Here is a 25,224-nt window from a genome sequence, read left to right on the forward strand (position 1 = left end):
GGATTTGGGCCACCACACCCGGTGGTTTAATAAATTTTTGCACGAAAACACGCCCGGAGCCGACCAATGGGGCTGGTTGTGGGCGATGGCCACGGTGTAGTGGTTGAATGTAACACCCCCCCCAAACGGGCTGACCGCCCCCCCGCGCCCCCCCCGCCCCCGCCCCCGGGAAGCCCGCCCCCCCCCCCCCCCCCCCCCCCCCCACTACCGGTTCATGCGCCCTTGGCATTACGCCGCCATCGGCAAACCCGGCGGCGCCATAATGCGCGTCCATCCGTGCGGACCACCGTATTGGCCAGCCACTCGTTGCTGTTCCCCGACCTGCCGCTGCACAGCGCACGGCTGGTCCTGAGCCCGATCCGCCGTGACGACGCCGCCGCGCTGTTTACGCTGCAGTCCAATCCCGATGTGATGCGCTGGTGGAATCATCCGGCCTGGACGCGACAGGCCGAGGCGCGCGAGCAGATCGACGATGATCTCGCAGCCCATGCCATCGGTACCCAGCTGAAGCTGGCCGTGCGCGAATCGCTGGAAGGTCCACTGCTGGGCATCTGCGTGGTGTTTGCAGTGGACCGCACTGCAGCCCGCGCCGAGATCGGCTACCTGCTGGCACCGGATTGCCAGGGCCAAGGCTACATGCACGAGGCCCTGCAGCAGGTACTGGCCTACCTGTTCGGCACCCTCCACCTGCACCGCGTGGAAGCCGAGATCGACCCGCGCAACGCACCCTCCGCGCACGTGCTCGAACGCCTGGGCTTCCGCCGCGAGGGAGTGCTGCGCCAGCGCTGGCGCATCCAGGGCGAGCTTTCGGACTCGGCCGTCTATGGCTTGCTGGCCAACGACGAAGCGGCAGCCGCCCTGCCCGTTTGATCCAATCTGGCCACAAGCCGCTGCAGAACGTGGCCATGCCTTTGGACACATACGGCACGGCACTCCACCGGCCTAGCATCGGAACCCCCTTCCGCTGCCGATCCGGTGCCATGAAGTCCCTGTTGCACACTGCCGCGCTCTGCGTCGGCCTGCTCATCGCCCCAGCCAGCGTGCTGGCCGCGCCTGATGCCGACGCCAAGCCCGATCCGAAAGACGACAAGACCGAGGCACCTGCGTTGCCCGCAGACGCCTCGGCCCGCCAGAGCATGCGCCTGGCCGGCCGCACCCTGGACTACACCGCCACCGTCGGCACCCTGCCGGTACGCGATGCCAAGGGCAAGGTGATCGCCGACGTGGTGTTCACCGCCTACACGATGCCGGGCAAGGACCGGCCGGTGACCTTCGCGCTCAATGGCGGCCCCGGGGCATCGTCGGTCTACCTCAACATGGGCGCGATCGGGCCCAAGGTGGTGACCTTCGGCTCCGAGGGTGACAGCGCGTCGGCGCCGGCCACGCTGCACGACAACCCCGGCACCTGGCTGGACTTCACCGATCTGGTGTTCATCGATCCGGTCGGCACCGGCTTCAGCCGCGCGCGCATCGGCGACGATGAAGCGAAGAAGGCGCTGTACAACCCCAGCGCCGACATCGAATACCTGTCACGCTCGATCTACGACTGGCTGCTGCGCAACCAGCGCATGGCGTCGCGCAAGTACCTGACCGGCGAGAGCTACGGCGGCTACCGCGGCCCACGCATCACCCACTACCTGCAGACCCGGCTGGGAGTTGCGATGAACGGCCTGGTACTGGTCTCGCCGTACCTGAGCCCGACCCTGGAAGACAACGCCGATGTCTCGCCGATGGCGTGGATGCAGACCCTGCCGTCGATCGCCGCCGCGCACCTGGAGCGCCAGGGCAAGCTGACCGATGCAGCGATGCGCGACGTGGTGGAGTACACCCGTGGCGACTACGCCACCGCGTTGATGAAGGGCCGCAGCGATCCGCAGGCGACCGAGGCGATGCTGCGCCGGGTGACCGAACTGACCGGGCTGGACCCGCAGTTCGTGCGCCGTGCTGGTGGTCGGCTGGAAACCCAGGCCTACCTGCGCGAAGTATTCCGCGACAAGGGCACGCTGGGCAGCCGCTACGACTCCAATGTGACCGCGTTCGATCCATTCCCGAATGACCCGGAGCAGCGCGCCAATGATCCGCTGCTGGACAGCATCATCGCGCCGACCACCACGGCGATGGTCGACTTCGTGACGCGCGTGGTCGGCTGGAAGGTGGATGCGCGGTACCAGGCGCTGAACTACGACGTGAACCGGCTGTGGGACCGCAATGGCGAACTGCGCGATGGCGCGGTGACCCAGCTGCGCCAGGCCGTGGCGATCGACCCGCACCTGCAGGTGCTGATCGTGCATGGCTGGAACGACCTGTCGTGCCCGTTCATGGGTTCGATCCTGACCGTGGACCAGATGCCGACGATGGGCAGCAATCCGGACCGGGTGCAGGTGCGCAGTTATCCGGGCGGGCACATGTTCTACAGCCGGGCGGACAGCCAGGCGGCGTTCCGCAGGGATGTGCAGGCGCTGTTCCAACGCAATTGAGGAGGGTCGGCCGGGCCTGCCGCTGGCCCGGCACCCGCCGGATCAACCGCAACGGCAACGTCAAAAGCAGAGTTTCCGTGGGTTGGTGGGCCGAGGTGGGCAGGCGGGGGACGGCAAAAACCGCTCCTGCGTGCCTCGTAGAGCGCCATCCATGGCGCTCTGCGCCCCCGCCTGCCCACCCCGGCCCGCCTTCGACAGATTTCTGCGAGCCGTCGGTGGGTGCCGACCGTTGGTGGGTGCCGACCGTTGGTCGGCACGGGATCCGAACCTGATTCTGCTTTTGGTAGGTGTCGACCTTGGTCGACACGATGGGTGCAGAAATAATGTTCTTCCCATGAAAAAGCCCGCCGGAATCCGGCGGGCTTTTTCGTGTGCACCTTGGCGTGGCGATCAGGTCCAGCCAAACAGCTCGAACAGCTTCAGGATCAGGTACGCACAGCCGCCTGCCGCGGGAATGGTCAGGATCCAGGCCCAGACGATGCGCTCGATCACGCCGAACTTCAGCGAACGCGGGTTCTTGGCGAAGCCCACGCCCATGATCGCGGTGGAGATGCTGTGTGTGGTCGAGACCGGCATGCCGAAGTGGGCCGCCAGGGTCAGGATGGTGGCCGAGCTGGTCTCCGCGGCGAAGCCGTGGATCGGGTGCAACTTGACCATCTTGTGGCCCAGGGTCTTGATGATCTTCCAGCCGCCCGAAGCGGTACCGGCGGCCATCACCACCGCACAGGTCAGCACGATCCACATCGCGATGCCGTCACCGGCGTGGGCGTCCGGGTGCATGAAGGCCAGCCAGGACGGCAGGTCATCCAGTGCGCCGGTGGCCTCGGCACCAATCAGGGTCATCGCGATGATGCCCATGGTCTTCTGCGCGTCGTTGTGGCCGTGGGCGAAGCCCATGTAGGCCGCCGAGGCGATCTGCGCCTTGCCGAAGAAGGCATTGACGATGCGCGGACGGGCCAGGCGGCCGATGGCGCCACCGACCTTGGCCAGGCCGGCGATCAGCGCCCACAGCAGCACCATCACCACGATGCCGAGCAGGAAGCCGGCGATCGGCGAGGTGATCATCGGCACGAACACCTTCCACAGCAGGCCCTTGTTCTGCGCCCAGCTGCCCAGGCGCTCCGACCAGATCAGCGCGTCCCAGTTGTTGTGGGCCGCGGCCAGACCGGCACCGCAGAGGCCACCGATCAGGGCGTGCGAAGACGAGGACGGCAGGCCCTTCCACCAGGTGATCAGGTTCCAGATGATGCCGCCCAGCAGGGCGCACAGGATCACCTGCGGAGTAACCTCGACCACGTTGGTGTTGAGCAGGCCCGAGGCGATGGTCAGCGCCACCGCAGTGCCGGTCAGCGCACCGATGAGGTTCATGAAGGCGGCCAGCATCACCGCCCAGCCGGGCGAGAGCACCTTGGTCGCGACTACGGTGGCAATGGAGTTGGCAGTGTCGTGGAAGCCGTTGATGAACTCGAAGACGAGCGCGGCCAGGATCACCACCAGGACAAGGGTCAACATGCGGCGGCGTCCGTCAGCTGTTCTTCAACACGATCTGGTACGCCACCACGCCGGCCTCGCGGCAACGGTCGATGGCCTTTTCCAGGATCTCGAAGAATTCCTTCAGCAGGAACATCTGCAGGTTGTCCAGGCGACCGGAGTAGATGTCGCGGTACAGCTCGAGCATCAGGCGGTCGGCCTCGTTCTCCAGCGAGCGCAGCTTCTCGTTCAGCGCGGTCATCCGGTCCAGGTTCATGTGGCGCAGGTCGGCCACCATCTCCACCACCACGCCGGCGGCCTGTTCCAGCATCGCCGCGCGCGGCGCGAAGTCGATGTGCTCCAGGTGGGTCGTGGCCAGCGAATAGCGATCGGCGAACTTCTCGATCTGCTTCGGAATCTTGTACAGGGCCGAACCCAGCGCTTCGATGTCTTCGCGCTCGATCGGGGTCATGAAGCTGTCCACCAGCGCCTGGCTGATCTTGTCCGAGGCCGCGCGTTCGCGCAGGCGGGCCAGCTTGAAGGCGTCCAGCGCGGGCTGGCGATCGGCCTCGCGCAGCATGGAATGCAGCGCCTTGGCGGCATCGGAAGCCGCGACGGCAGCCTCATCAAGCAGGGTGTAGAACTGTTTGCCGGAACCGAAAATGGTCTGCAGAGAGAACATTGAGAAACCTGTCAGCCGTCGCGGGAAGGACGGCACCAGAGCGAATTATGACGGCTAGATGACCATCACGGGTATCCCCGCCCCCTTTCCGGGGCTTGGAACCCCGAACCTGAACAGGCGGTTGCCACCCTGCCACGCCCCTTTGCTAAGATGCCAGCGCGCCTTCGGGCGCACCTTATGGACGACGACCCTTATCCCCCTGCGCCGCGCCGGACCCCGTTCCTGAGCGCCTGCCGCCATCGCAAGCACCCGCCCTCCCTGCCACCAACCGGGGACGACGCCCGTGTTTGAAATGATCCTGATTGTCTTCGCGCTGGTTCTACTGAACGGCTTCTTCGCCATGTCCGAGATGTCGGTCATGACCTCGCGCAAGAGCCGCCTGAAGCAGATGGCCGCCACCTCCAAGCGCGCCGCCAAGGCGCTGGAGCTTTCGGAGAAGCCGGAGAGCTTCCTGTCCACGGTGCAGATCGGCATCACCGTGATCGGCGTACTGACCGGCTACCTCGGTGGTGATGCGATCGGCGACGCGATCGCCGGCTGGCTGCAGGGCCTGATGCCCGGCTTTGCGTACGCGCGCGAAGTAGGCACCGCCCTGGCGGTCTCGCTGATCACCTTCATCACGCTGATCTTCGGCGAACTGGTGCCCAAGCGTCTGGCCCTGACCCGCTCCGAGGCCATTGCCGGCCTGGTCGCGATGCCGATGAGCTGGCTGGCCAGGCTGGCCCTGCCCTTCGTCTGGCTCCTGTCCAAGACCACCCAGCTGGTACTGAAGGTGCTGGGCCTGGGCAAGGACGAGGCCGCGCAGGTGACTGAAGAAGAGATCCGGATGCTGGTGGCCGAGAGCCACGAAGCTGGCGTGATCGACGCCCACGAGCGCGACATGATGAACCGCGTCATGCGCCTGGGCGACCGCACCGCCGACAGCCTGATGACCCCGCGCAACCGCATTGCCTGGCTCGACACCCAGGCCGGGCTGGAGCGCAATCTGGACATCATGGCCGAGCACGAGTTCTCGCGGTACCCGGTGTACCGCGACAACGACATGGACGTGGTCGGCGTGCTGGAGCTGAAATCGCTGGCCACGCGCATGGCGCGCGGCGACAACGCGCTGTTCCAGACCCTGCGCGAACCGCTGTACGTCTCCGAATCGACCCACGCGATGAAGCTGCTGGAGATCTTCCGCGAGGAGCAGCAGTCGATGGCGCTGGTGGTGGACGAGTACGGCGAGATCCAGGGCCTGGTGACCATCAGCGACCTGATGGGCGCCGTGGTCGGCCGCCTGCAGGCGGTGGAGAATGCCGATGAAGACGCACTGGTGGTGACCCGCGAGGACGGCTCGCTGCTGGTCGACGGCTCGCTGCCGATCGAGGACCTGCGCGAGCTGATCGGAAGCAACGACCTGCCCGATGCCGAGGATGGCGGCTACTACACGCTGGCCGGCATGTGCATCCATTACTTCGGCCGCATCCCGCACGCAGGCGAGTACTTCGACTGGGCCGGCTGGCGCTTCGAGGTGGTCGACCTGGACGGTGCGCGGGTGGACAAGCTGCTGCTGCGCACGTTGTCCGACGAGCAGGCCGATGAGCTCACCGCCTGAGGCCGGCCAGGGCCAGGGCGCGCAGCGCCCGACCTACCGCAACGAGGGCATCCGCACCCTGCTGGAGATGTTCGCCTCCGGCGATCCCGCCGAGCACATGCCGCTCGGCCAGATCCTCAGCAACCTGCAGCAGAGCGCGTTTGGCGTGTTCCTGTTCGTGGCGATCCTGCCCTCGTTCATCCCGATCCCGGGCATGGGGGGTGCGGTCAGCGGCCCACTCGTGGTCCTGATCGGACTGCAGATGCTGTGTTGCCTGCGCCGGCCCTGGCTGCCCGGTTTCATTGCCCGACGCGGGCCGAAGCGCGGCACCATGCACCGCTTCCTGGACCGTATCGATCGCCCGTTGCGGCGACTGGACAGGATGCTGAAGCCTCGCCTGCCGCAGTTGCTGACACCGCTGCCCGCGCACGCCTTCAGCGGCCTGCTGCTGGTACTGCTGGGCATCCTGCTGTCGTTGCCGATTCCGTTCACCAACTTCCTGTTCGGTTTCCAGCTGCTGCTGTTCTCGCTGGCGCTGCTGGAGCGCGATGGTGCATTGATGCTGTTCAACTGGATCGCAGCGCTGGTGGCGATCGCGTTCTTCGGCTTCAGTTCGGGGCAGCTGGTGGGCTATACAGTGGAACTTTTCCAGCGCTGGTTCTGAAGCGGCATCCGGTAGAGCCGGCCGATGGCCGGCTGCCACGTTTCCAGGGTTGCCGGCCAACGGCCGGCACTACCGGCATCCGCTAGATCCACGCAACGCGTGGATGCGGCAATCACCGAAGGTCGACGAATCCGTTGTCCGCCAGCGGTGCCGGATCGTCCTGCACCGCCGACAGCACGAAGCTCAATGCCTTGCCCAGCAAGGTGCCCGGGCCATCCCAGTATTCGGCGCTATCGGCGCGCACGTGGATCAGGCGAAGGTTGGGGTCTTCCTTGCCGGCGGGGAAGAACAGCTTCATCGCCGGCGACCACAGCTCTTCGATCTTCGCGCGATCATCGACAACCCGCGCCCGCCCCGCCACAGACACATAGGTGTTCTTCGATGGCGAGGCATAGGCCACATTGACGCGCGGGTCGAGCGCGATCTCGGCCACCTTCGGGCTGTCGGCGGTGATCACGAACCACAGGTCACCGTCGAAGGCGACCTGCTGGGTGGCCAACGGCCGGCTGTAGAGCCGCCCATCGACGCCGGTGGTGGTGAACATCGCCACCTCCACGTCCTTGATCAGTTCAGCCAGCTGGGCAATGTGTTCGGCACGGGTCTCGGCCATGGTGGGAACTCCAGAAAGGGGAGCTCCCATCAGACGCGGATCGGCCGCAACGGGCCGTGACGCGATTGTTCAGCCCGCGTGGCGGCCATGCCAGGCGTTCATCGCCAGCTCGAAGGAACGCAGGCGCGCACGGTGGTCATACAGGTTGGCAGTGAGCATCAGCTCGTCAGGCTTGTGCCGCTCAACGAAAGCGGCGATACCCTCGGCCACCTGCTGCGGATCGCCCAGCACGGTGCAGGCCAGGGCCCGTTCCACGCCGAGCTTTTCGTGCGGCTCCCAGAAGGCTTCAATGTCGTCGATCGGCGCCGGGATCTTGCCCGGCCGGCCGCGGCGCAGGTTGACGAAACTCTGCTGTTGGCTGGTGAACAGGCGACGCGACTCGGCCTCGCTGTCGCTGGCAACAACATTCAGGGCCAGCATCGCGTGCGGCTGCTTCAACGTGGCCGAGGGGCGGAATTCGCGGCGGTACACCGCCAGCGCTTCGTCCATCACGTCCGGCGCGAAATGCGAGGCGAATGCATACGGCAGGCCCATCGAGGCGGCCATGCGTGCGCCAAACAGGCTTGAACCGAGGATCCAGGTCGGCACCCGCAGGCCACCACCCGGAACGGCCTGCACTGCCTGTCCAGGCTGGACCGGCTCGAAGTAGTGCAGCAGCTCGCGCACGTCCTGCGGGAACTGGTCGGCGCTGTCGAAATAGCGGCGCAGTGCTCGCGCGGTCGGCTGATCGGTGCCCGGCGCACGGCCCAGGCCAAGGTCGATGCGGTCCGGATACAGCGAGGCCAGCGTTCCGAACTGCTCGGCCACCTGCAGCGGGGCATGATTGGGCAGCATGATGCCGCCCGCGCCGACACGGATGCGTCGGGTGCCACCGGCAACATGGCCGATCAGCACGGCGGTGGCGGCACTGGCGATGCCGGGCATGTTGTGGTGTTCGGCCAGCCAGTAGCGGCGGTAGCCCAGCGCATCGGCGTGCTGCGCCAGTTCCAGCATGTTGGCGAAGGCGGCGGTGGTGTCACTGCCCTCGCAGACCGGGGCCAGGTCAAGGATCGACAACGGGATCATCAGGCGTTTTTCCGTCACAGGATCACCCTTGCATGGGGGCGGCCGGGCACAGCGGCCAGTGACGGTGGCGGGATGCTGATTCCCGTAGGGCAGGTTCAGCGCCCACCGGATCGTGTGGAGCCGAGCATGGGCTCGGCGCTACAGAAGCGCGGTCAGAACGCGCTGGGGCGCGGTTCGGGCAGCGGCTGGTCGACCATCGGCTTCAGCTCGGCATCCAGCGCCACGCGCTCATCGAACACGAAGCAGCGGCCTTCGTAGCCTTCGCCGCCCACTTCCTCGAAGTAGCCGAGGATGCCGCCATCGAGCTGCAGCACATTGTCCATGCCGTCATTGACCATCCACAGCGCGGCCTTCTCGCAGCGGATGCCGCCGGTACAGAAACTGACCACGGTGCTGTCCCGCAGCGCATCGCGATGCGGCGCCAGCGCCTCGGGCAGGTCGGTGAACTTGCGGATGGGCAACACCAGCGCATCCTTGAAGGTGCCGTACTCCACTTCCTGCAGATTTCGGGTATCGAGCATCACCACCGGCTTGCCGGCGTCATCATGCCCCTGCCGCAACCAACGCTGCACGGTGGCCGGATCGACCGACGGTGCGCGCGGATAGTCCAGCGGCTGGCCGTCATCGCGGCGGAAGCTGATGATCTCGTCCTTGACCTTGGCCTTCAGCCGCGCGAACGGCTGGTGCTCGCTCAGGCTGGTCTTGACCCGCATGTCGGCGAAACGCGCATCGGCACGCAGCGCTGCATAGAAGCCCTCGACCGCCTCCGGCGCCCCCGCCAGGAACAGGTTCAGCCCCTCGCCGGCCACCAGGATCGTGCCGCGCAGCTGCGCCGTCCCGGCACGGGCCAGCAGCTGGTCGCACAGGGCCTGGGGAGCGTCGATGACGGCGAAATGATAGGCAGCGGTATTGGCGATCATCCCGCCATTTTAGCGCCAGACCGCCCCAGGGTCAGATTTACCCGTTCATCCACGGATGGCGTGGATCAACTTCAGATCGCGGGAACTGTCAGAAGCGTGGCGGTTTGGGTAGGCGGGACCGTTTGATCTGGCCCCCAAAGATGGGTTTACGGCATGACCCGCCTGCCCACACCGCCGCGCCATCCCACGGAAACCCGCTTCTGACGTTGCCGTTGCCTCTGCGGGTGCCGGGTGCAACCCGACCGAAACCCGTTACCCCCGCAACAGCAGGAACGGCAGCAGCACCAGCGCCGCCGCGCCGGCCATCGCCAGCAGCACCAGCACCACATAGGCCGGCCGCCGCCGGAACAGGCTGCCGAAGGTCTCGGCCGTGCCATCACGCAATGCCTGCTCACGCTCAGCGCGGATGCGAGGGCCGCGCTCGGCCTGGTACTCGGCCATCAACGCCTTCGCACGCGGATGATCAGCGTCGTCGCGCAGCCACAGGCCACCATTGGAAATGCCCCACGGGCTGGGTTCGGTGCGATACCAGGCGATGCCGTGCTGATCGAGCAGCGTGCAGACATCGGCATATTCGTCGTCGCCGACGTTGCGCAGATTGAGCAGGAGTTTTGCCATGGCCCCATGATACCCGGCGCCGATGCGCTACCCTTGCCGCCCTCGCCCCGCGCCCTTCTGGAGACGCCCGATGCGCCGCCTGCTGCTTCCCCTGCTGCTGTCCCTCGCCGCCGCTGGCTGCTCGACCGAACCGTCCGGCCCGCCGCCCGGCGGCACGCTGACCACCTTCGAGCGGATCGATACCGTGCCAGGCACCGGCGCCGAAGCCATCGCCGGCAGCAAGGTCACGGTGCACTACACCGGCTGGATCTACGACAACCGTACCGAGACCAAGCACGGCAAGACCTTTGACAGCTCCTTCAAGCACGGCGAGCCGTTCACCTTCGCGCTCGGCGCCGGCCAGGTCATCCGCGGCTGGGACGAGGGCGTGGCCGGCATGAAGGTCGGCGGCAAGCGCACGCTGATGATTCCGCCGGACTACGGTTACGGGGACCGCAAGGTCGGCCCGATTCCGGCGGGCTCGTCGCTGGTGTTCGACGTCGAGCTGCTCGATGTCAAACCGTAATGCCGCCATGCCCCATCGGGTCGCCGTCATTGGCGGCGGCCCGGCCGGCCTGTTCGCCGCCGAACGCCTGCGTGCCGCTGGGCTGGAGGTCGACCTGTACGAGGCCAAGGGGTCGCCTGGCCGCAAGTTCCTGATCGCCGGCAAGGGCGGCCTCAACCTCACCCATTCCGATCCGCGGCCGTTGTTCGACAGCCGCTACCGCGAGCAGGCCGCTGTGGTCGGCAACTGGCTGGACGGCTTCGACGCACAGGCACTGCGTGACTGGGCCGCCGGCCTGGGCGTGGAAACCTATGTGGGCAGCTCCGGCCGCGTGTTCCCGGTCGACCGCAAGGCGGCGCCGCTGCTGCGCGGCTGGGTGCGCCGGTTGAAGGAACAGGGCGTGCGCCTGCACGCCAACCACCGTTGGATCGGCTGGAGCGACGACGGCGCCCTGCGCTTTGCCACCGAGGCGGGGGAAATCGATGTGCACCCCGATGCCACGGTACTGGCGATGGGCGGCGGCAGTTGGCCGCAGCTGGGCAGCGACGGCGCCTGGGTCGTGCCACTGCAGGCGCGTGGCGTGGACATCGCGCCGCTGCAGTCAGCCAATTGTGGCTTCGACGTGGACTGGACGCCGTTCTTTGCCCAGCGCAATGCCGGCGCACCATTGAAGCCGGTGGTCGCGCACTGGATCGACCTGGCTGGACAACCGCGGTCGCTGCAAGGCGAGTGCGTGGCCAGCGAATATGGCATTGAAGGCAGCCTGGTCTACGCGTTGGCCGCCGACCTGCGCGAGACCATCAACCGCGATGGCCACGCAATGCTGTGGCTGGACCTGGTGCCCGGTCGCGACGAGGCGCGCCTGCTGGCCGACCTGTCACGTCCCCGCAAGGGCCGAAGCTTCGGCGAGCACCTGCGCCGCCAGGCGGGTCTGGATGCGGTGAAGGCCGCTCTCGTGTTCGAGATTCTTGGCAAGGAGGCCGGCAACGACCTGCCGGCTGTGGCCACCACGCTCAAGCGCCTGCCGCTGCGCCTGCTGCGCCCAAGGCCGATGGCCGAGGTGATCAGCACCGCCGGTGGCGTGCGCCTGGATGCGCTGGATGACGGCCTGATGCTGCGGGCCGTTCCTGGCGTGTTCTGCGCCGGTGAAATGCTGGACTGGGAGGCCCCCACCGGCGGCTACCTGCTGACCGCGTGCTACGCCAGTGGCCGGCGTGCCGCCGAAGGCGTGATCGGTTGGTTGGCGGAGCGGTGACGCCTGTGGCGTAGCGTCGAGCCCATGCTCGACGCCACGTCACCACGGCCTGCGCATGCTCACCGAGGCCAACGCCACACCGCTGGGATGTGCATAGGCTTCCTCACGCACGCTGACAAAGCCCTGCCGTTGATAGAACGGCACCGCATTGAGCGAGGCCGACAGCACCACCTCGCGCTCACGATCGGCCATCGCCAGCAGGCGCTGCATCAGCGCCTGGCCAATGCCCAGGCCGCCATGATCCGGATCGACGAACAACGCATCGACTTCATTGGCATCGACATCAAAGACGCCGAAGCCAAGCAGGCCACCCTGCCCGTCCTCCGCCACTACGCATCCGCCCTGCGACAACAGCCGCGCATACTGCGAAGGCGGCGGCGACGCCGACCAGGGCGCAATGACCGCGGGTGGGTAATGGCTGCTGCAGGTCTCGCGCACGCAACGCGTGCGCAACGCCCACAGCATGGCCACGTCATCCATGGTGCCGGTCCTGAACTGCATGACATCTCCTCGTAGAGCCGAGCGCATGCTCGGCTGTTCTTCGTTCCGACCTCGCGATGAGAACAGCAGCCGAGCATGGGCTCGGCTCTACAACATCACACTACCGCGACTTGCTGGCGCGCAGAGCCTGGATCTTCGGCGGCGGCTGGAACGAGTCGCTGCGCGCATCGGCCCAGAAGGCATGGAATACCGCATGATCGGGCACCTTGTGCAGCAGCTCGCCCGGTTCCAGGTAGCGGTAAAGCGACGCCAGCGAACGGATTTCCACCGGCGACACGCGACGCAGGATGTGCTCCGGCCCCAGCTCGGCCGGATCGTTCAGGCCCGCCGCGCACAACAGTTCCTTCAAGGCATGCAGTGTGTGCTCGTGATAGCTGTACACACGGGTGGCCTTGTCCGGTGCATCCAGGTGCTTCCAGCGCGCGGGGTCCTGGGTCGCGATGCCGGTCGGGCATTTGTCGGTGTGGCAGCTCAACGACTGGATGCAGCCCAGCGCGAACATGAAGCCTCGGCCGGCATTGCACCAGTCGGCACCCAGCGCGATGGTGCGCGCGATGTCGAACGCACTGGTGATCTTGCCAGCGGCGCCGATGCGGATGCGCTCGCGCAGGTCCAGGCCGACCAGGGTGTTGTGCACCAGCAGCAGTGCTTCATGCATCGGTACGCCGACATGGTCGACGAATTCAGCCGGTGCCGCGCCGGTGCCTCCCTCGGCACCATCGACCACGATGAAGTCCGGCAGCAGCCCGGTTTCCTGCATCGCCTTGGCGATGCCGAACCATTCCCAGGGGTGTCCGATGGCCAGCTTGAAACCGACCGGTTTGCCACCGGACAGCTCGCGCAGCCGGGCCACGAACTGCAACAGTTCGACCGGCGTCGAGAATGCCGAGTGACGCGACGGCGATACGCAGTCCACGCCCATCGGAACACCACGGGTCACCGATATTTCGGCGGTCACCTTTGGTGCCGGCAGCACGCCGCCGTGGCCCGGCTTGGCACCCTGCGACAGCTTGATCTCGATCATCTTGACCTGGTCGTGGGTAGCGTTGGCGACGAAGCGCTCTTCGCTGAAACCACCCTTCCCGTCACGGCAGCCGAAGTAGCCCGAGCCGATTTCCCAGACCAGATCGCCGCCCATCTCGCGGTGGTAGGGCGAAATCGAACCTTCGCCGGTGTCGTGGTAGAAGCCACCGCGCCGCGCACCTTCGTTCAGTGCGCGGATCGCGTTGGCCGAGAGCGAACCGAAGCTCATCGCCGAGATGTTGAACACGCTGGCCGAATAAGGCTTGGCGCAGTTCGGCCCAATCAGCACGCGGAAATCATGCTTGGCGATGGAGGTGGGAGCCAGCGAATGGTTGATCCACTCGTAATCCACCGCATAGGTACTGCGCAGGGTACCGAACGGCACCGTGTCCATTTCGTTCTTTGCGCGCTGGTAGATCAGCGCACGCTGCTGGCGCGAGAACGGCACGTCCTCCAGGTCGCTCTGCACGAAGTACTGGCGGATTTCCGGGCCGATTGATTCCAGGCCATAGCGGAAATGCGCCATCACCGGATAGTTGCGGCGCAGCGTGCTGCGCTTCTGCAGCAGATCCCAGGTCCCCAGCGCCACCATCGCGGCAGTCAGGCCGACGCCCCAGTACCAGGCCGGCCAGATCGTGGCCAACCACAGGCAGATGGGAAACATCAGGATGGCGAGCAGGTAGACGATATACCGGTGCATGGCGTTCCTTGGTTGCAACTGCCTGCGAGTCTACCGCGCCGGCCATCACCGGCGTTTACAGGCGACCGTCAACCACGTTGCGCGGCCAGGCCGATTTCACGTCGTAGACGATGCCGCCGGGCGCCAGCAGCGCCTGGATTGCGGCGTCATCCATGGCTTTGAATCGGGCATGGGCCACTGCCAGAACTACGGCGTCGTAACTCCCCGCCACCGGCTCGGCCAGCCAGTGCACGCCCGCGTCAGCCAATGCCGCCGGGCCGACCCACGGGTCGCTGACCTCCACCTGTGCGCCGGCATCACGCAGGCGCTGCGCCAGTTCCAGCGCGCGGCTGTTGCGCAGGTCCGGGCAATCCTCCTTGAAGGTCACGCCCAGCACCAGGATACGCGACTGCGCAGGTGCGCGGCCACGTTCGGCCAGCATTGCCAGCACACGCGACGCCACGTGCTCACCGACGCGGTTGTTGACCTGCCGCGCGGTGTGGATCAGGTCCGGGTGGTAACCCACGCTCTCGGACTTGTGCAGCAGGTAGTACGGGTCCACGCCGATGCAGTGGCCGCCAACCAGGCCCGGCCGGAATGGCAGGAAGTTCCACTTGCTGCCGGCGGCGTCGAGCACATCCTGGGTGTCGATGCCGAGCCGGTCGAAGATCAGCGCCAGCTCATTGACCAGCGCGATGTTGACGTCACGCTGGATGTTCTCCACCACCTTGGCCGCTTCGGCCACACGCATCGACGGCGCCGGGAAGGTACCGGCGGCGATGATGCGCTGGTACAGGCCATCAATCACCGCAGCCACTTCCGGTGTCGACCCCGAGGTGATCTTGCGGATATCGGCCAGGCGCCGCTGGCGGTCGCCGGGGCTGACCCGCTCCGGGCTGTAACCACAGTAGAAGTCTTCGTTGAAGCGCAGCCCGGAAAGCTGCTCCAGCAGCGGCACGCAGACCTCTTCGGTGGTGCCGGGGTACACCGTGGATTCGTAGATCACCAGGTCACCCGCACGCAGGTGGCTGGCGATCAGCCGCGTCGCCGAACGCAGCGGCTCCAGATCGGGCTGCTCATAGGCATCGATCGGGGTCGGCACGGTAACGATGTAGACATTGCAGGCATCGAGCAAAGCCGGATCGCTGCCGTACTGCAACTGCTGCGCACTGGCCAGCTCATCGGCCTCCATTTCCAGCGTATGGTCCTGGCCGTCGCGGAGCTCGGCGATGCGATCAGCATCGATGTCGAAGCCGAGCGTCGGCCAGTGCCGGCCGAAGGCCACCGCCAGTGGCAGGCCCACGTAGCCCAGCCCGATCACCGCGAAGCGCGGCGACGCTGCTGCCGCAAGCGGCGCGCTCAACGCCGCATCCCATGCAACGGCTGAAATCGCATGCGTACTGCCATGGGCATGGCCGACCTACTCATTCGCTTTGCCACTCCGGGAAGATCCATGCCAGAAAGGCTACAGCCTAACGGCCCGGGTGCCCGGCCGCCAAGGTGGGGTCAGGAACCCAGTGCGACCGCGGCCGGCTCCAGTTCGCCATCGGCGCCGGTCCAGGCCTGCAGCAGGCGCTCGAAGCCACCGCCGCCAAGCACGAAGCCCGGCCATGAGGCGTCGACGATCTGTACCAGCAGTTCTGTATCAATGCGCCGGGTCCCCATCGACCAGCGCGGGAATGCCCGCTGCGCCACCGGCGCGCGGCACAGCACCTTCAGTTGTCCATGGCTGCGCGCATTGGCGATGCGCTGGTACACCGAATCGATGCCATCCTCCGGGCCTTCCAGGTACTGCAGGAAACGGCTGCCATCGAACATCAGCACACCCGTGACACCGGCTACTCGGTTGAATGCCGTGGCATCGGCCAGCAGGCGGTCAAGATCGGTTGTCTGCAGGTCGGCGCGGGCCTCGCTGGCATAGGCAATCGCGTGCAGCGACATCGGGTGGCTCCCCCCCTGGGAACGAGGCTTTGGACTATGACATGAATGGGAGCGACAGTTAAGCACACCGCCGCTCCACTGCAATCCGGTCGGGATTCTGCAGCTGGGCTACAATCGGCGCCGCGCTGCAGGCCCGGATGGCGAAACTGGTAGACGCATCGGACTTAAAATCCGCCGGGGGCAACCCCATGCCGGTTCGATTCCGGCTCCGGGCACCATCGCTCTTTTCACGACGAACGTCAGATTGCACGCGAGTAGCGCGGCTGCTCGCAGGCGGCACGCAGGTACGGGTCGAAGCACATCGCCAGCAGCCGCAGCAACGGCCGTCCAGGCTCGCTGGCGCGCACTACACCGTCACGGTACTCGGCGAGGCCATCTTCCTGCAGCCGCTGCACCGAACGCAGGTCTTCGGCGAAGTACTGCTCGAAATCCACGCCATGGCGCTGGCCCAGCACCGCACCGTCCACCTCGCCCTGGCACATCAGCTGCTGGATGAGGTCTGCGCGCAGCTGGTCGTCGGCGCTGAGCGCCACGCCGCGCCACACCGGCAACTGCCCCTGGTCCACGGCATCCTCCCACGACGGCAGGTCGCGCGGATTCTGACTGTAGGTGGCACCGATGTGGCTGATCGCACTCACGCCCAGGCCGAGCAGATCGGTGTCGGCGTGGGTGGTATAGCCCATGAAATTGCGATGCAACTGCCCGGCGCGCTGCGCACGTGACAGATCTTCTTCCGGCAATGCGAAGTGATCCATGCCGATGTACTGGTAGCCGGCCGCAGAGAGTTTCTCCACCGCCAGGCCCAGCAGCGCCAGCTTGTCTTCCGGCGAAGGCAAGCGGCGTTCGTCGATCTGCTTCTGTGCGCGGAAAAGATGCGGCAGGTGTGCGTAGCCGTACACCGCCAGGCGATCCGGGCGCAATGCCAGCACCCGTTCCAGGGTGCGGCCAAACCCTTCCAGGCTCTGTCCCGGCAGCCCATAGATCAGGTCGACGTTGACCGAACGCATGCCGCTGTCGCGGCAGGCCTGCAGGATGTCCAGCGTCTGCTGCACGCCCTGCACGCGGTTGATCGCTTCCTGTACCTGTGGGTCGAAATCCTGCACGCCCAGGCTGGCGCGGTTGAAGCCCAGCCGCGCCAGCATGGCGACATCGCGGGTATCGATGAAGCGCGGATCGAGTTCGATCGAGAAATCGCGCTGCGGCGAATCGCTGAAATCAAAGCGCCGGCGCAGTCCTTCCACCAGCGTGGTCATCGCCTCGGCCTCGAGGAAGTTCGGCGTGCCCCCGCCCAGGTGCAGCTGGATGACCTCACGGCCGTCCTCGAACTGCGGCGCCAGCAGGTCGGCCTCGGCCAGCACGCGCGCGACGTAGCTGTGGCCACGGCCGCGGTCGCGGGTGATCACCCGGTTGCAGCCGCAGTAGAAGCACGGGCTGGAGCAGAACGGCACATGCACGTACAGCGACAGCGCGCGGGCCAGCTGGTTGCTGTCGGCGATTGCCCGGCGCAGTGCCGGCGCATCGAAGCCATCGTGGAAATGAGGCGCGGTCGGATACGAGGTGTAGCGCGGCCCGGGCCGGTCATGCCGGCGCAGCAGGTCGGGGTCGAAGGTCCAGGCAAGACCGCCGGCGGCGGGAGAGAACGTGTCCATGCCGCCAGCATCGCGCCGGGCGTACCCGACCGCCTTGACCCAGATCAATCGCGGGCGGGGATTCCCAGCACCGGCAGGCCGACCTGCGGCCAGCGCAGCATCTGGTAGCGCTTCCAGAAGGTGTCACCGATGCGCGCGGCGACGTCGTCGGCCAGCGCCTGCATGGGCGGGTTGCCGCACTCGGCGGTGGTGATCCGGAACAGCACCAGCCAGCGGTCGAACAGGTCCTTGTCCAGCTCGATGGCCATGTGCTTGGACATCGGCGAGCCCTTGAAGCGGCGCGTACCGCGCAGCATTGCCGACCAGAAATCGACCAGCTGCGCCAGGTGTTCCGGCCAGTCGCGGACGTGTGCCTCGAACACAGGCCCCAACCGCTCTTCCTCGCGCACGCGCGCATAGAAGTCGTGGACCAGGCGGGTCACTTCCTGCTCGGTGCACAACCCGGGCGAGGCGACGGGCAGGACGGGCGGCGGCGTTGCGTTCATCGGGGCACCCAAAGCTTGCCGGCAGTGTGCCGTAGCCGGCCGGCACCGCCGTTGATCCAGATCAATGTCGGCGCAGTCCGCTGCACCTAGGCTGGCACGCGTGCAGGAAGCATGCCCTGCGGATGCTGCGCCAGCCTCGGCGGAGTATACGCGCCGCCCTCATTCCGATCCGGGACAGCATGAACAGACCCTCTCCCAGCCGCCGCCAGCAGCTGATCCAGCACTGGGGCGCCATCCTTTGGCCCAGCTTCATCGCTGCAGGCCTGGCCAGCGTGGTGTTCTTCGCCTTTGTCGACCCGCTGCGTCTGCAGGCGATCAGCTTTCCGGGTACGGCGATCAGCCGCGAACTGGGCTATACGGCAGGATTCTTCATGTTCTGGTCGGTGACCGCACTGTCCAGCGCGGTCACCTGGTACCTGCAGCGACCGATGCCAAGCGACGACGACGACGAGCTGCCGCTGGGATGAGTACGCCCTGCACCGGAATCCCACGCCGCTGGCATTGGCGCGCCGCGCTCAGCATGCTCTTGCTGGCGTTGTTCTATGCCCTGCCATGGCTGCGCTGGAATGGGCGGCAGGCCCTGCTGCTGGACATCAACGCACGGCGCTTTGACCTGTTTGGCTGGACATTGTGGCCCAGCGATGTCGGCGTGCTGATCGGGTTGCTGGCGGTGCTGGCGGTGGGCCTCGCGCTGCTCACCCACCTCGCCGGCCGCATCTGGTGCGGCCACGCCTGCCCGCAGACGCTATGGCGCCGCGCCTTCGACTGGATTGCGCGCGCCATGGCCCGGGCTTTGCCAGCGCCCGTCGTGGGCCCTGCCACCCAGCTGGCATGGGGGCTGCTGTCGCTGTGGACCGGCATCACGTTCGTCGGTCTGTTCAGCCCGATCGAAGAACTGGTGGCCGCCGCGCCGCATGCCGGCTGGAGCGGCTGGGAAACGTTCTGGGTGCTGTTCTATGCCGCCGCCACCTGGGGCAATGCCGGCTTCCTGCGCGAGCAGGTGTGCCGTTCGCTGTGCCCGTTCGCGCGCCTGCAGCCGCTGCTGACCGATCCGCATACACCGCGCATGTTGTACGACGCGCGCCGCGGCGAACCGCGCGGCATGCGTCCGTCGGGGCTGGGGGGCGTGCTCGGACGCGGCCGTGGCCTGCTCGACCCGACCACCGCGCAGGACTACGTGTTCCGCGCTGCACACCCGCTGCTGGCCGGACCGATGCCCACCTTCAGCGCCGACCGCCTGGGCGACTGCACCGATTGCGCTGCCTGTGTCAGCGCCTGCCCGATGCAACTGGATATCCGCCAGGGACCTCAGGCCGATTGCCTGGCCTGCGGCGCCTGCCTGGAGGCCTGCTCGCAGCAGCAGCACCAGGCCGGTTTCGGCCCGGGGCTGGTGCGCTACTGCAGTCCGCAGGCCATGGCCGGGCAACCGCGGCAATGGTGGCGACCGCGGACCCTGGCACTGCTGTCGATGCTGCTGGCGCTGTTGGCCTGCGGCGCCTGGCGCCTGCTTTGAATCAACGGATCAACGCGGCCCGTTGGCGTGCGGCGGCACCAGCTGCGCACGTCGGACGATGCCCAGCTGCTCGATGATCAGCGCCATTTCATTGGTGACTTCGGTACGCTCGGTCCCCTGCGGGACCAGGCGGTCCAGCACCTGCTGGTAGGTATCCCAGAACGCCGGACCGCATCCGTGTTTGTGATAACTGGCTTCCAGTTCGCGGCGTACCCGTTCAGCCAAGCCATGCATGCCGTATTCCATACGACCTCCGTTGGACTTGTTCTGCATCGTTGACGGTCTACCGACTCACTTGCGAGCTACTGAAAGACTCCCGGGCTTCACGTCCGGTTGATCCCAATTAATCATAGATTTCACGACAGGTCAATTACATACCGCGACTTTCGTGATCGAAATTATTAATCGTTCACGAAACCACATACGGGGAGACGGGGTGCCCGGATGGGTCGGACCCGACACACTGCCCCGATTTCCCCGGTCCCGCCCTGGTAGGCGCCATCGATGGGCCAGCCCCGTTTCATCGAAGTTTCCAATATTGCTAAGCATACTTAGCAAATACTGTTTAGAGTGCTATATGCGACAAAAGGAGGCGTAGTTGGGGCTTACTCGCCCTGCGTCGCCTCAGTCGCGGGGAACAGGTTGGGATAGCGCTGATGCAGGATGTATTGGCGTAGCGCAGGAATCGGGAAGTTCTTGGGCCATTGCGACACGGCAGATCGGCTTATGCCAAAAAAGCGCGCCAGTTCGGCATCGGTCCGGAAACCCAGCCGGGCGCGTACCTGCCCCTTGCTCCAGAATTCGGTCACGGTCGGTCCTTCTGTTAACCAGACTTATTCTTGGAACAAGGGAACTTTGCGATCCACGCGTTAAGCTGGCTTGCATAGATGAATACTCTCGGCCAACGACTCGCCATTGCCATGAAGAAAGCCGGGCACCCTCGCCCGGCCGATCTGGCCCGCGCCGCCGATTCGACGACGGCAACCATCAGCAACTGGCTCAACGACCATGTCAGCCCCGCCCATGTGAAGGCCGAACAGCTGTTCCGCATCGCCGATGCGGCCAAACTGGACGCGCGTGAACTGCTGTACGGCGTGAGCGGGCTTGGCGTCGGTGAGCGGGGCAATACCTATATCCCCAGCCAGGCCCACCTGGATGTCTGGCAGGACGCCTACGAACTGGTCAGCCATCTGGTGGAGGAGAAGGGATTGCAGATCGACCATCGCCGCCACGCGGCCCTGGACCTGCTGGCCTTCGAACTGCTGATGGACGGCTTCAGCCGCAGCAAGGTCATCCGGGTGCTGACGACCTCGATGACGTGAATGCACTACCACTGGTAGCATGGTCGCGGATGGGGATGGGGCTCCCCCGATAACCGCCCGAAAGGGCTGATGGCTCCTGCCAGGACGAACCGGTCTTCGTCGATGGCGGGCCGTGCCTGCCGTCGGCGTTCGCCATCGAATCAGCGAACCCCCAACCGAGGCACGTGATGCACGCATTGAACAATTATCTGCTGGTCTTCATCGGCGGCGGGCTCGGCGCCTGCCTTCGCCATGCCTGCAACCTGATCGGTACGCGGGTAGCGGTCGGCAGCCCGTGGCCGTGGTCGACCTTCCTGATCAACATCAGCGGTGCACTGCTGATGGGCGCGCTGGTCGAAGCCTTCGCCCTGCGCAATGGCGCCTCGCCGCAGTTGCGCCTTCTGCTGGCCACCGGCGTCCTCGGCGGCTACACCACATTTTCCACCTACGCGCTGGAAATCGGTCTGCTGCTGCAGCGCGGCCAGCATGGCCTGGCAGCGTTGTACGCCGGCGGTTCGGTGGCGCTGGGCCTGGTTGGCCTGTTCGGTGGCATGAAACTGGCCCGGCTGGTGCTGGGCTGAGGCTCAGCCCGCGCCGGCGCGGGCCTGTCCGCGCCACTCCCGCGGCGACTGTCCGGTATGTGCCTTGAATGCACGCGACAGTGCGGCTTCGCTGCCATAGCCGACGTCGTCAGCGATCCGCTTCAATGGGCGCCCCTGGCGCAGCGCCTGCTGTGCCAGGCCCACCCGCCAGCCCTGCAGGTACTGGCCCGGGGTAGTGCCCATCGCCTCACGGAAACTGGCAGCAAAGACGCTGCGTGACATGCCGGCCACCTCGGCCAGGTCTTCCAGGGTCCAGGACTGTGCGGGCGCCTCATGCATCGCCACCAGCGCCAGCCGCAGCCGCGGATGCCCCAGCCCGGCAAACAGGCCACCACGCATCTCGCCCCCTTCCATCAGCTGCCGCAGCACCTGGATCATCACCACCTCGAACAGCCGGTTGACCATCGCCGCACGCCCGCAGCGCTGCTCGAAGGCTTCTTCGAACAGCAGCTCCAGCGCTGCGTTGCCGCCGTACAGATCGGCCAGCGGCAGGCAGATGAAATCGGGCAACGCCGCGCTGATCGGGTTGAGCCGCCCGCCCTCGAAATGCAGATTGGCGCAGGCCATGTCGGCGCCAAGCTGCGGATCGGTACTGAATCGATGCGGCATCGGCCGTGGGTACAGCAGCAGGCTCGGCACCTCGACCTGGACGGTCTGCTGGCCATGGCTGACCTGCAACGGGCCACGTCGCACCAGATGCAGCTGCCCGGCGTCATCCTCGCCCGCCAGCGAGTTGATGCCGCACAGCGCGCCGGCATGGAACACCGAGGCGGTAACCGCAAAGCGTTCAAGCAGAATGGCGAGACGGTCGACCATGACGGGACCCTGGGTAAAGTAGAAAGAGATCAAGGCGACACATCGTATCGGAATCCTCCCGTAGCGGACGTGATCAATTCCGGGAGCGGGCGCCCCCCAGCCCGCCCTTCCTGCGGCAGTGCAGCGCGCGCAACATTTCGCTGGCATCTATGCTCGGGGTCATTCCCGCATGGAATGACCCCGATGCCCGCCCTGCTTCGATGCGCCCTCGCCCTCGGCCTGCTGCTGCCTTCGACGACCTTGCTGGCGTCAGCGCCAACGGCGGCACGCACGCTGAGCGGCGAGCTGCAGGGCGCGCCGTGGCGCCTGGACGTGCCGGCCGACTGGAACGGTGACCTGGTGATGCTGGCGCACGGCTACGAGCCGGTAGGCATGCCACGTGCTACGCCGATGGCTGCCAATGACGGCACCGCGCCACTGCTGGCGGCAGGCTACGCCGTCGCGCAGAGCGCCTATGCCAGCCAGGGCTGGGCGGTGGCCGATGCGATCACCGACATGGAACGCCTGCGCCGGCATGCAATGGCTGAACTCAAGCATGTGCGCCATATCTGGATGCTGGGATTTTCGATGGGCGGCACCGTGACCCTCGCCAGCCTCGAACGGTTCCCGCAACACTACGCCGGTGGTGTGTCGCTATGCGGCGCCAATCTCAGTGGCGAACAGATCGCGAGTGATCTGCTGACCACGCTGGTCGCTTTCGATTACTTCTTTGCCAAGGCCGAAGGTCTGCCGGCTGCGGGCCTGGTCTCACGCGACGCGGCTGCGCTGCCACAGGGCGAACTGTACCAGGGCATCTCCAATGCGCTGCAACGCAGCCCCTCGCATGCCGCGTTGCTGGCACAGCGGCTGCAGGTGTCCACTGATGCACTGGCCGGCACGATCAGCCTGCATGCACTGGTCCTGCACGAACTGGCCACGCGCAGTGGCGGCATGCCGGTGGGCAACAGAGGTGTGGCTTACAGCGGCTTCGGTGACGACATGGCGTTCAATGCCGGCGTGCAACGTGTCGACGCCGTGCCTGCCGCGCAGGCCGCTGTCCGCAGGGAGCTGGCATTGAGCGGTGCGTTGAGACGACCGCTGGTGATCCAGTTCAACAACAACGACCCGACGATCGTGCCGCGCATGCAGACGGTGTATCCGCAGACGGCCGCACGGGCCGGCGCCCGTCCGCTGCCACAGGTGCTGCCGCCCGTTGGCGAAGGCCATTGTGGCTTCTCCGGCGCGCAGATCATCGAGGCGCTGAAGGCCGCGCAGCGTTGAGCAATCGCGGCCCGCGCGCAGCTCAGCCGCCCAGCGTGCCCATCGTGAAGGTATAGCCCGAGCTCATCAGGAATTCGCGCATGCGCATTTCCGCGCGCCGTGGTGAGGCCAGGTTGGCCGGCGCGTACAGGGCATACACCAGGCCCGACCCTTCGATATGCTCGCGGAGCACCCCGCAGCGGGCGGTTTCCGAGGCGATGACCCATCCGTCCTTCAGCCGATCCGGGCCAATGGATTGCCCGTTCTTCAAGCGGAAGGTCAACCAGCGCACATCTGCCGTGACTTTGCTCATTTCCGTTTCGCTCCGTGGCTGGAACGACGCGTGATGTCCTTGCTCGCCATTGCGGCTCCCTGAGACGTGGAACTCGACCATAGCGCCTTTCCATGTCGTGGCCGGCTGAGACTGGCGACCGGGGCGCGGCGAACGGCTGCAGGTGAAGCAGCGCGGCGTCGGAAATGGCGGCCGCAGGGAGCGCCCTGCCGGCGCAGTTCACAGGCAGGGAACCCGACTCACGCAGCGCAGTCGCTGCCCTGATTCAAGGCGTGCAGCGCATCGGCCAGCGCCTGGATTTCGGCACGCAGGGCCAGCCGCTGCAACCACCGCCCGGGGATTCCGCGCGCACCATGGAATGCGCCCGCCAGCTGCCCCGCAATGGCGGCCGTGGTGTCGGCGTCCTCGCCAAGATTGGCCGCCTCGAGTACGACGGCTTCAAAGGTGTCGTGGCGATCAAAGCACCAGAGTGCAGCTTCCAAACTGTCGGCAACATAGCCATTGCCACGGATCTGCTCACGCGTGGCACCGCGGTAGCCGCCCGCCGCGATCTGCTGCAGCCGCGCGCTCTCGACGGGGACATTGCTGAGATCCAGCACAGCGTCACGGGTGCCACCTGCCAACGCCCGCTCCAGCGCGACCGCCAGCAGGCGGCACGCCTCCAGGCACTCCTGCGCACCGTGCGTGGTTCGCGAACTCAACGCGGCCATGGCCTGCAGGTCGGGAGTCCCGGCGTAGCGCAATGCTACCGGCGCCAAACGCATGATCGAGCCATTGCCAGCGCTGCGTGGGTCGTCACTCCCCGCCAGCGGATGGCCATCCTGCAGGAACCGGTCGATCGCAGCACGCGTTGCCATACCGATATCGAAGCACTCGCCGGTCGCACTCCAGTACCCATGCCGGTACCAGTTGGCGTAGCGGTTCATCTGATCGTGCACATCGAAGGTGTCACAACGCACCAGGCTCTCGGCCAGGCACATCGCCATGGAGGTATCGTCGGTCCATTGCCCCGGCTGCAGCTGGAACGGCCCACCACCCACCATGTCGGTGATCGGGGTGAAGCTGCCACGAGGCTTGAACTCCAGCGTGGTACCGACGGCATCGCCGCACGCGAGGCCGAGCAAGGCGCCGCGGAAGTGATCAATCTGGTTCATCAGGCAAGTGTAGCGCCGCCGCCGCCGCCATGACTGACCGCCAGCCGCGCAACGATCGTGCGAGCGCGAAAGCGATCGCAGCCAACAAAAAAGCCCTGACCGGAGTCAGGGCTTTTCAATTGGAGGCCTCAAGCGGAATCGAACCGCTGTAAACGGATTTGCAATCCGCAAATAAGACCGCAAATTCATTGACTTAACTTACAATGAC

At 66.2% G+C, this 25,224-nt stretch carries 28 protein-coding genes, 1 tRNA gene and 1 riboswitch; of the genes, 12 read left to right on the forward strand and 17 right to left on the reverse strand.

What is annotated here, in order from left to right:
• The first annotated feature begins 291 nt into the window (after positions 1-291).
• The gene (locus WDC87_RS07070; RefSeq protein ID WP_252744327.1) at positions 292-870 is read left to right on the forward strand and encodes a GNAT family protein; all 579 of its coding nucleotides are present in this window, start codon (positions 292-294) and stop codon (positions 868-870) included.
• Positions 871-980: 110 nt separating this feature from the next.
• Positions 981-2,477: a S10 family peptidase gene (locus tag WDC87_RS07075; protein ID WP_252744315.1), complete on the forward strand. Its 1,497-nt coding sequence runs from the start codon at positions 981-983 to the stop codon at positions 2,475-2,477.
• A gap of 390 nt (positions 2,478-2,867) precedes the next feature.
• Here the strand turns inward: WDC87_RS07075 and WDC87_RS07080 are convergent, their stop codons facing one another.
• Both WDC87_RS07080 and WDC87_RS07085 read right to left on the reverse strand, forming a co-directional pair.
• Positions 2,868-3,989 (reverse strand): inorganic phosphate transporter, encoded by a 1,122-nt coding sequence (locus tag WDC87_RS07080; RefSeq protein ID WP_049464772.1) that lies wholly within the window; start codon positions 3,987-3,989, stop codon positions 2,868-2,870.
• A gap of 13 nt (positions 3,990-4,002) precedes the next feature.
• Positions 4,003-4,629, reverse strand: a complete 627-nt coding sequence (locus tag WDC87_RS07085; RefSeq protein ID WP_004152833.1) for a DUF47 family protein — start codon at positions 4,627-4,629, stop codon at positions 4,003-4,005.
• 292 nt (positions 4,630-4,921) lie between these two features.
• Between WDC87_RS07085 and WDC87_RS07090 the strand changes: the two genes are divergently transcribed.
• Positions 4,922-6,226, forward strand: a complete 1,305-nt coding sequence (locus tag WDC87_RS07090; RefSeq protein ID WP_252744314.1) for a hemolysin family protein — start codon at positions 4,922-4,924, stop codon at positions 6,224-6,226.
• Positions 6,210-6,869, forward strand: a complete 660-nt coding sequence (locus WDC87_RS07095; RefSeq protein ID WP_053501113.1) for an exopolysaccharide biosynthesis protein — start codon at positions 6,210-6,212, stop codon at positions 6,867-6,869. Before WDC87_RS07090 ends, WDC87_RS07095 begins: the two co-directional genes overlap by 17 nt.
• 112 nt (positions 6,870-6,981) lie before the next feature.
• Here the strand turns inward: WDC87_RS07095 and WDC87_RS07100 are convergent, their stop codons facing one another.
• From WDC87_RS07100 to WDC87_RS07115, 4 genes are all read right to left on the reverse strand, one after another.
• Complete coding sequence (locus tag WDC87_RS07100) at positions 6,982-7,479, reverse strand: pyridoxamine 5'-phosphate oxidase family protein (protein WP_005416015.1); 498 nt, start codon at positions 7,477-7,479, stop codon at positions 6,982-6,984.
• A gap of 69 nt (positions 7,480-7,548) precedes the next feature.
• Positions 7,549-8,544 (reverse strand): LLM class flavin-dependent oxidoreductase, encoded by a 996-nt coding sequence (locus tag WDC87_RS07105; RefSeq protein WP_072166700.1) that lies wholly within the window; start codon positions 8,542-8,544, stop codon positions 7,549-7,551.
• 152 nt (positions 8,545-8,696) lie between these two features.
• A complete protein-coding gene (locus WDC87_RS07110; protein ID WP_072166701.1) occupies positions 8,697-9,464 on the reverse strand; it encodes a sulfurtransferase in 768 nt (255 codons plus the stop codon).
• A gap of 252 nt (positions 9,465-9,716) precedes the next feature.
• Positions 9,717-10,082: a DUF6164 family protein gene (locus WDC87_RS07115; protein WP_072166702.1), complete on the reverse strand. Its 366-nt coding sequence runs from the start codon at positions 10,080-10,082 to the stop codon at positions 9,717-9,719.
• Positions 10,083-10,152: 70 nt separating this feature from the next.
• On the opposite strand from WDC87_RS07115, the gene WDC87_RS07120 reads away from it, so the two are divergent.
• Together WDC87_RS07120 and WDC87_RS07125 are read left to right on the forward strand one after the other, a co-directional pair.
• Positions 10,153-10,587, forward strand: coding sequence for an FKBP-type peptidyl-prolyl cis-trans isomerase (locus WDC87_RS07120; protein WP_005416011.1), 435 nt, complete (start codon positions 10,153-10,155; stop codon positions 10,585-10,587).
• On the forward strand, positions 10,574-11,821 hold the full coding sequence (locus WDC87_RS07125) for a TIGR03862 family flavoprotein (RefSeq protein ID WP_111007587.1): 1,248 nt from the start codon (positions 10,574-10,576) through the stop codon (positions 11,819-11,821). Before WDC87_RS07120 ends, WDC87_RS07125 begins: the two co-directional genes overlap by 14 nt.
• Before the next feature lie 39 nt (positions 11,822-11,860).
• Here WDC87_RS07125 and WDC87_RS07130 read toward each other — a convergent pair whose 3' ends face one another.
• From WDC87_RS07130 to WDC87_RS07145, 4 genes are all read right to left on the reverse strand, one after another.
• Positions 11,861-12,322: a GNAT family N-acetyltransferase gene (locus tag WDC87_RS07130; RefSeq protein ID WP_111007588.1), complete on the reverse strand. Its 462-nt coding sequence runs from the start codon at positions 12,320-12,322 to the stop codon at positions 11,861-11,863.
• A gap of 100 nt (positions 12,323-12,422) precedes the next feature.
• Positions 12,423-14,045 (reverse strand): FMN-binding glutamate synthase family protein, encoded by a 1,623-nt coding sequence (locus WDC87_RS07135; RefSeq protein WP_072166705.1) that lies wholly within the window; start codon positions 14,043-14,045, stop codon positions 12,423-12,425.
• Positions 14,046-14,100: 55 nt separating this feature from the next.
• Complete coding sequence (locus tag WDC87_RS07140) at positions 14,101-15,387, reverse strand: nucleotide sugar dehydrogenase (protein WP_072166707.1); 1,287 nt, start codon at positions 15,385-15,387, stop codon at positions 14,101-14,103.
• Between the two features lie 143 nt (positions 15,388-15,530).
• Positions 15,531-15,965 carry a BLUF domain-containing protein gene (locus WDC87_RS07145; protein WP_088497736.1) on the reverse strand — a complete coding sequence of 145 codons (435 nt, stop codon included), beginning with the start codon at positions 15,963-15,965 and terminating at the stop codon, positions 15,531-15,533.
• Positions 15,966-16,096: 131 nt separating this feature from the next.
• On the opposite strand from WDC87_RS07145, the gene WDC87_RS07150 reads away from it, so the two are divergent.
• Positions 16,097-16,183: transfer RNA gene (locus WDC87_RS07150), tRNA-Leu, on the forward strand.
• 21 nt (positions 16,184-16,204) lie between these two features.
• On the opposite strand, the gene hemN is transcribed toward WDC87_RS07150, so the two are convergent.
• Positions 16,205-17,614, reverse strand: a complete 1,410-nt coding sequence (hemN, locus tag WDC87_RS07155; protein ID WP_252745547.1) for an oxygen-independent coproporphyrinogen III oxidase — start codon at positions 17,612-17,614, stop codon at positions 16,205-16,207.
• Between the two features lie 44 nt (positions 17,615-17,658).
• Positions 17,659-18,099 carry a group III truncated hemoglobin gene (locus WDC87_RS07160; protein ID WP_252745546.1) on the reverse strand — a complete coding sequence of 147 codons (441 nt, stop codon included), beginning with the start codon at positions 18,097-18,099 and terminating at the stop codon, positions 17,659-17,661.
• Positions 18,100-18,278: 179 nt separating this feature from the next.
• Between WDC87_RS07160 and WDC87_RS07165 the strand changes: the two genes are divergently transcribed.
• Positions 18,279-18,566, forward strand: coding sequence for a hypothetical protein (locus WDC87_RS07165; protein ID WP_014036651.1), 288 nt, complete (start codon positions 18,279-18,281; stop codon positions 18,564-18,566).
• On the forward strand, positions 18,563-19,612 hold the full coding sequence (locus WDC87_RS07170) for a 4Fe-4S dicluster domain-containing protein (protein WP_072166713.1): 1,050 nt from the start codon (positions 18,563-18,565) through the stop codon (positions 19,610-19,612). Before WDC87_RS07165 ends, WDC87_RS07170 begins: the two co-directional genes overlap by 4 nt.
• Positions 19,613-19,621: 9 nt before the next feature.
• On the opposite strand, the gene WDC87_RS07175 is transcribed toward WDC87_RS07170, so the two are convergent.
• Positions 19,622-19,858 (reverse strand): hypothetical protein, encoded by a 237-nt coding sequence (locus WDC87_RS07175; protein ID WP_005416001.1) that lies wholly within the window; start codon positions 19,856-19,858, stop codon positions 19,622-19,624.
• 359 nt (positions 19,859-20,217) lie between these two features.
• A complete protein-coding gene (locus WDC87_RS07180; RefSeq protein ID WP_061478465.1) occupies positions 20,218-20,421 on the reverse strand; it encodes a hypothetical protein in 204 nt (67 codons plus the stop codon).
• Between the two features lie 111 nt (positions 20,422-20,532).
• On the opposite strand from WDC87_RS07180, the gene WDC87_RS07185 reads away from it, so the two are divergent.
• Positions 20,533-20,934 carry a helix-turn-helix transcriptional regulator gene (locus WDC87_RS07185; RefSeq protein ID WP_061478466.1) on the forward strand — a complete coding sequence of 134 codons (402 nt, stop codon included), beginning with the start codon at positions 20,533-20,535 and terminating at the stop codon, positions 20,932-20,934.
• Positions 20,935-20,956: 22 nt separating this feature from the next.
• A riboswitch (Fluoride riboswitch) is annotated at positions 20,957-21,020 on the forward strand.
• A gap of 81 nt (positions 21,021-21,101) precedes the next feature.
• Positions 21,102-21,494, forward strand: a complete 393-nt coding sequence (gene crcB, locus WDC87_RS07190; RefSeq protein WP_072166715.1) for a fluoride efflux transporter CrcB — start codon at positions 21,102-21,104, stop codon at positions 21,492-21,494.
• Between the two features lie 3 nt (positions 21,495-21,497).
• On the opposite strand, the gene WDC87_RS07195 is transcribed toward crcB, so the two are convergent.
• Positions 21,498-22,331 carry an AraC family transcriptional regulator gene (locus WDC87_RS07195; RefSeq protein ID WP_252745545.1) on the reverse strand — a complete coding sequence of 278 codons (834 nt, stop codon included), beginning with the start codon at positions 22,329-22,331 and terminating at the stop codon, positions 21,498-21,500.
• Between the two features lie 183 nt (positions 22,332-22,514).
• Here WDC87_RS07195 and WDC87_RS07200 point away from each other — a divergent pair, with 183 nt between their 5' ends.
• Entirely contained in the window at positions 22,515-23,591 is a 1,077-nt protein-coding gene (locus tag WDC87_RS07200; RefSeq protein WP_227837336.1) for a hypothetical protein, read from the forward strand.
• A 22-nt stretch (positions 23,592-23,613) separates the two neighbouring features.
• Here WDC87_RS07200 and WDC87_RS07205 read toward each other — a convergent pair whose 3' ends face one another.
• Both WDC87_RS07205 and WDC87_RS07210 read right to left on the reverse strand, forming a co-directional pair.
• Positions 23,614-23,883, reverse strand: a complete 270-nt coding sequence (locus tag WDC87_RS07205; protein ID WP_336331293.1) for a hypothetical protein — start codon at positions 23,881-23,883, stop codon at positions 23,614-23,616.
• A 218-nt stretch (positions 23,884-24,101) separates the two neighbouring features.
• The gene (locus WDC87_RS07210; protein ID WP_072166721.1) at positions 24,102-25,016 is read right to left on the reverse strand and encodes an ADP-ribosylglycohydrolase family protein; all 915 of its coding nucleotides are present in this window, start codon (positions 25,014-25,016) and stop codon (positions 24,102-24,104) included.
• Between the last annotated feature and the right edge of the window lie 208 nt (positions 25,017-25,224).

This window comes from Stenotrophomonas maltophilia group sp. Smal12 (assembly GCF_037079935.1).
GTDB lineage: Bacteria > Pseudomonadota > Gammaproteobacteria > Xanthomonadales > Xanthomonadaceae > Stenotrophomonas > Stenotrophomonas sepilia.

What these genes read in the sequence shown, in the direction of transcription:
- WDC87_RS07075 (WP_252744315.1), top strand. Translation starts at nt 981, where the DNA reads ATGAAGTCCCTGTTGCACACTGCCGCGCTCTGCGTCGGCCTGCTCATC.
- WDC87_RS07080 (WP_049464772.1), bottom strand. Translation starts at nt 3,989, where the DNA reads ATGTTGACCCTTGTCCTGGTGGTGATCCTGGCCGCGCTCGTCTTCGAG.
- WDC87_RS07085 (WP_004152833.1), bottom strand. Translation starts at nt 4,629, where the DNA reads ATGTTCTCTCTGCAGACCATTTTCGGTTCCGGCAAACAGTTCTACACC.
- WDC87_RS07090 (WP_252744314.1), top strand. Translation starts at nt 4,922, where the DNA reads ATGATCCTGATTGTCTTCGCGCTGGTTCTACTGAACGGCTTCTTCGCC.
- WDC87_RS07095 (WP_053501113.1), top strand. Translation starts at nt 6,210, where the DNA reads ATGAGCTCACCGCCTGAGGCCGGCCAGGGCCAGGGCGCGCAGCGCCCG.
- WDC87_RS07100 (WP_005416015.1), bottom strand. Translation starts at nt 7,479, where the DNA reads ATGGCCGAGACCCGTGCCGAACACATTGCCCAGCTGGCTGAACTGATC.
- WDC87_RS07105 (WP_072166700.1), bottom strand. Translation starts at nt 8,544, where the DNA reads ATGATCCCGTTGTCGATCCTTGACCTGGCCCCGGTCTGCGAGGGCAGT.
- WDC87_RS07110 (WP_072166701.1), bottom strand. Translation starts at nt 9,464, where the DNA reads ATGATCGCCAATACCGCTGCCTATCATTTCGCCGTCATCGACGCTCCC.
- WDC87_RS07115 (WP_072166702.1), bottom strand. Translation starts at nt 10,082, where the DNA reads ATGGCAAAACTCCTGCTCAATCTGCGCAACGTCGGCGACGACGAATAT.
- WDC87_RS07120 (WP_005416011.1), top strand. Translation starts at nt 10,153, where the DNA reads ATGCGCCGCCTGCTGCTTCCCCTGCTGCTGTCCCTCGCCGCCGCTGGC.
- WDC87_RS07125 (WP_111007587.1), top strand. Translation starts at nt 10,574, where the DNA reads ATGTCAAACCGTAATGCCGCCATGCCCCATCGGGTCGCCGTCATTGGC.
- WDC87_RS07130 (WP_111007588.1), bottom strand. Translation starts at nt 12,322, where the DNA reads ATGCAGTTCAGGACCGGCACCATGGATGACGTGGCCATGCTGTGGGCG.
- WDC87_RS07135 (WP_072166705.1), bottom strand. Translation starts at nt 14,045, where the DNA reads ATGCACCGGTATATCGTCTACCTGCTCGCCATCCTGATGTTTCCCATC.
- WDC87_RS07145 (WP_088497736.1), bottom strand. Translation starts at nt 15,965, where the DNA reads ATGTCGCTGCACGCGATTGCCTATGCCAGCGAGGCCCGCGCCGACCTG.
- hemN (WP_252745547.1), bottom strand. Translation starts at nt 17,614, where the DNA reads ATGGACACGTTCTCTCCCGCCGCCGGCGGTCTTGCCTGGACCTTCGAC.
- WDC87_RS07160 (WP_252745546.1), bottom strand. Translation starts at nt 18,099, where the DNA reads ATGAACGCAACGCCGCCGCCCGTCCTGCCCGTCGCCTCGCCCGGGTTG.
- WDC87_RS07165 (WP_014036651.1), top strand. Translation starts at nt 18,279, where the DNA reads ATGAACAGACCCTCTCCCAGCCGCCGCCAGCAGCTGATCCAGCACTGG.
- WDC87_RS07170 (WP_072166713.1), top strand. Translation starts at nt 18,563, where the DNA reads ATGAGTACGCCCTGCACCGGAATCCCACGCCGCTGGCATTGGCGCGCC.
- WDC87_RS07175 (WP_005416001.1), bottom strand. Translation starts at nt 19,858, where the DNA reads ATGGAATACGGCATGCATGGCTTGGCTGAACGGGTACGCCGCGAACTG.
- WDC87_RS07185 (WP_061478466.1), top strand. Translation starts at nt 20,533, where the DNA reads ATGAAGAAAGCCGGGCACCCTCGCCCGGCCGATCTGGCCCGCGCCGCC.
- crcB (WP_072166715.1), top strand. Translation starts at nt 21,102, where the DNA reads ATGCACGCATTGAACAATTATCTGCTGGTCTTCATCGGCGGCGGGCTC.
- WDC87_RS07195 (WP_252745545.1), bottom strand. Translation starts at nt 22,331, where the DNA reads ATGGTCGACCGTCTCGCCATTCTGCTTGAACGCTTTGCGGTTACCGCC.
- WDC87_RS07200 (WP_227837336.1), top strand. Translation starts at nt 22,515, where the DNA reads ATGCCCGCCCTGCTTCGATGCGCCCTCGCCCTCGGCCTGCTGCTGCCT.
- WDC87_RS07205 (WP_336331293.1), bottom strand. Translation starts at nt 23,883, where the DNA reads ATGAGCAAAGTCACGGCAGATGTGCGCTGGTTGACCTTCCGCTTGAAG.
- WDC87_RS07210 (WP_072166721.1), bottom strand. Translation starts at nt 25,016, where the DNA reads ATGAACCAGATTGATCACTTCCGCGGCGCCTTGCTCGGCCTCGCGTGC.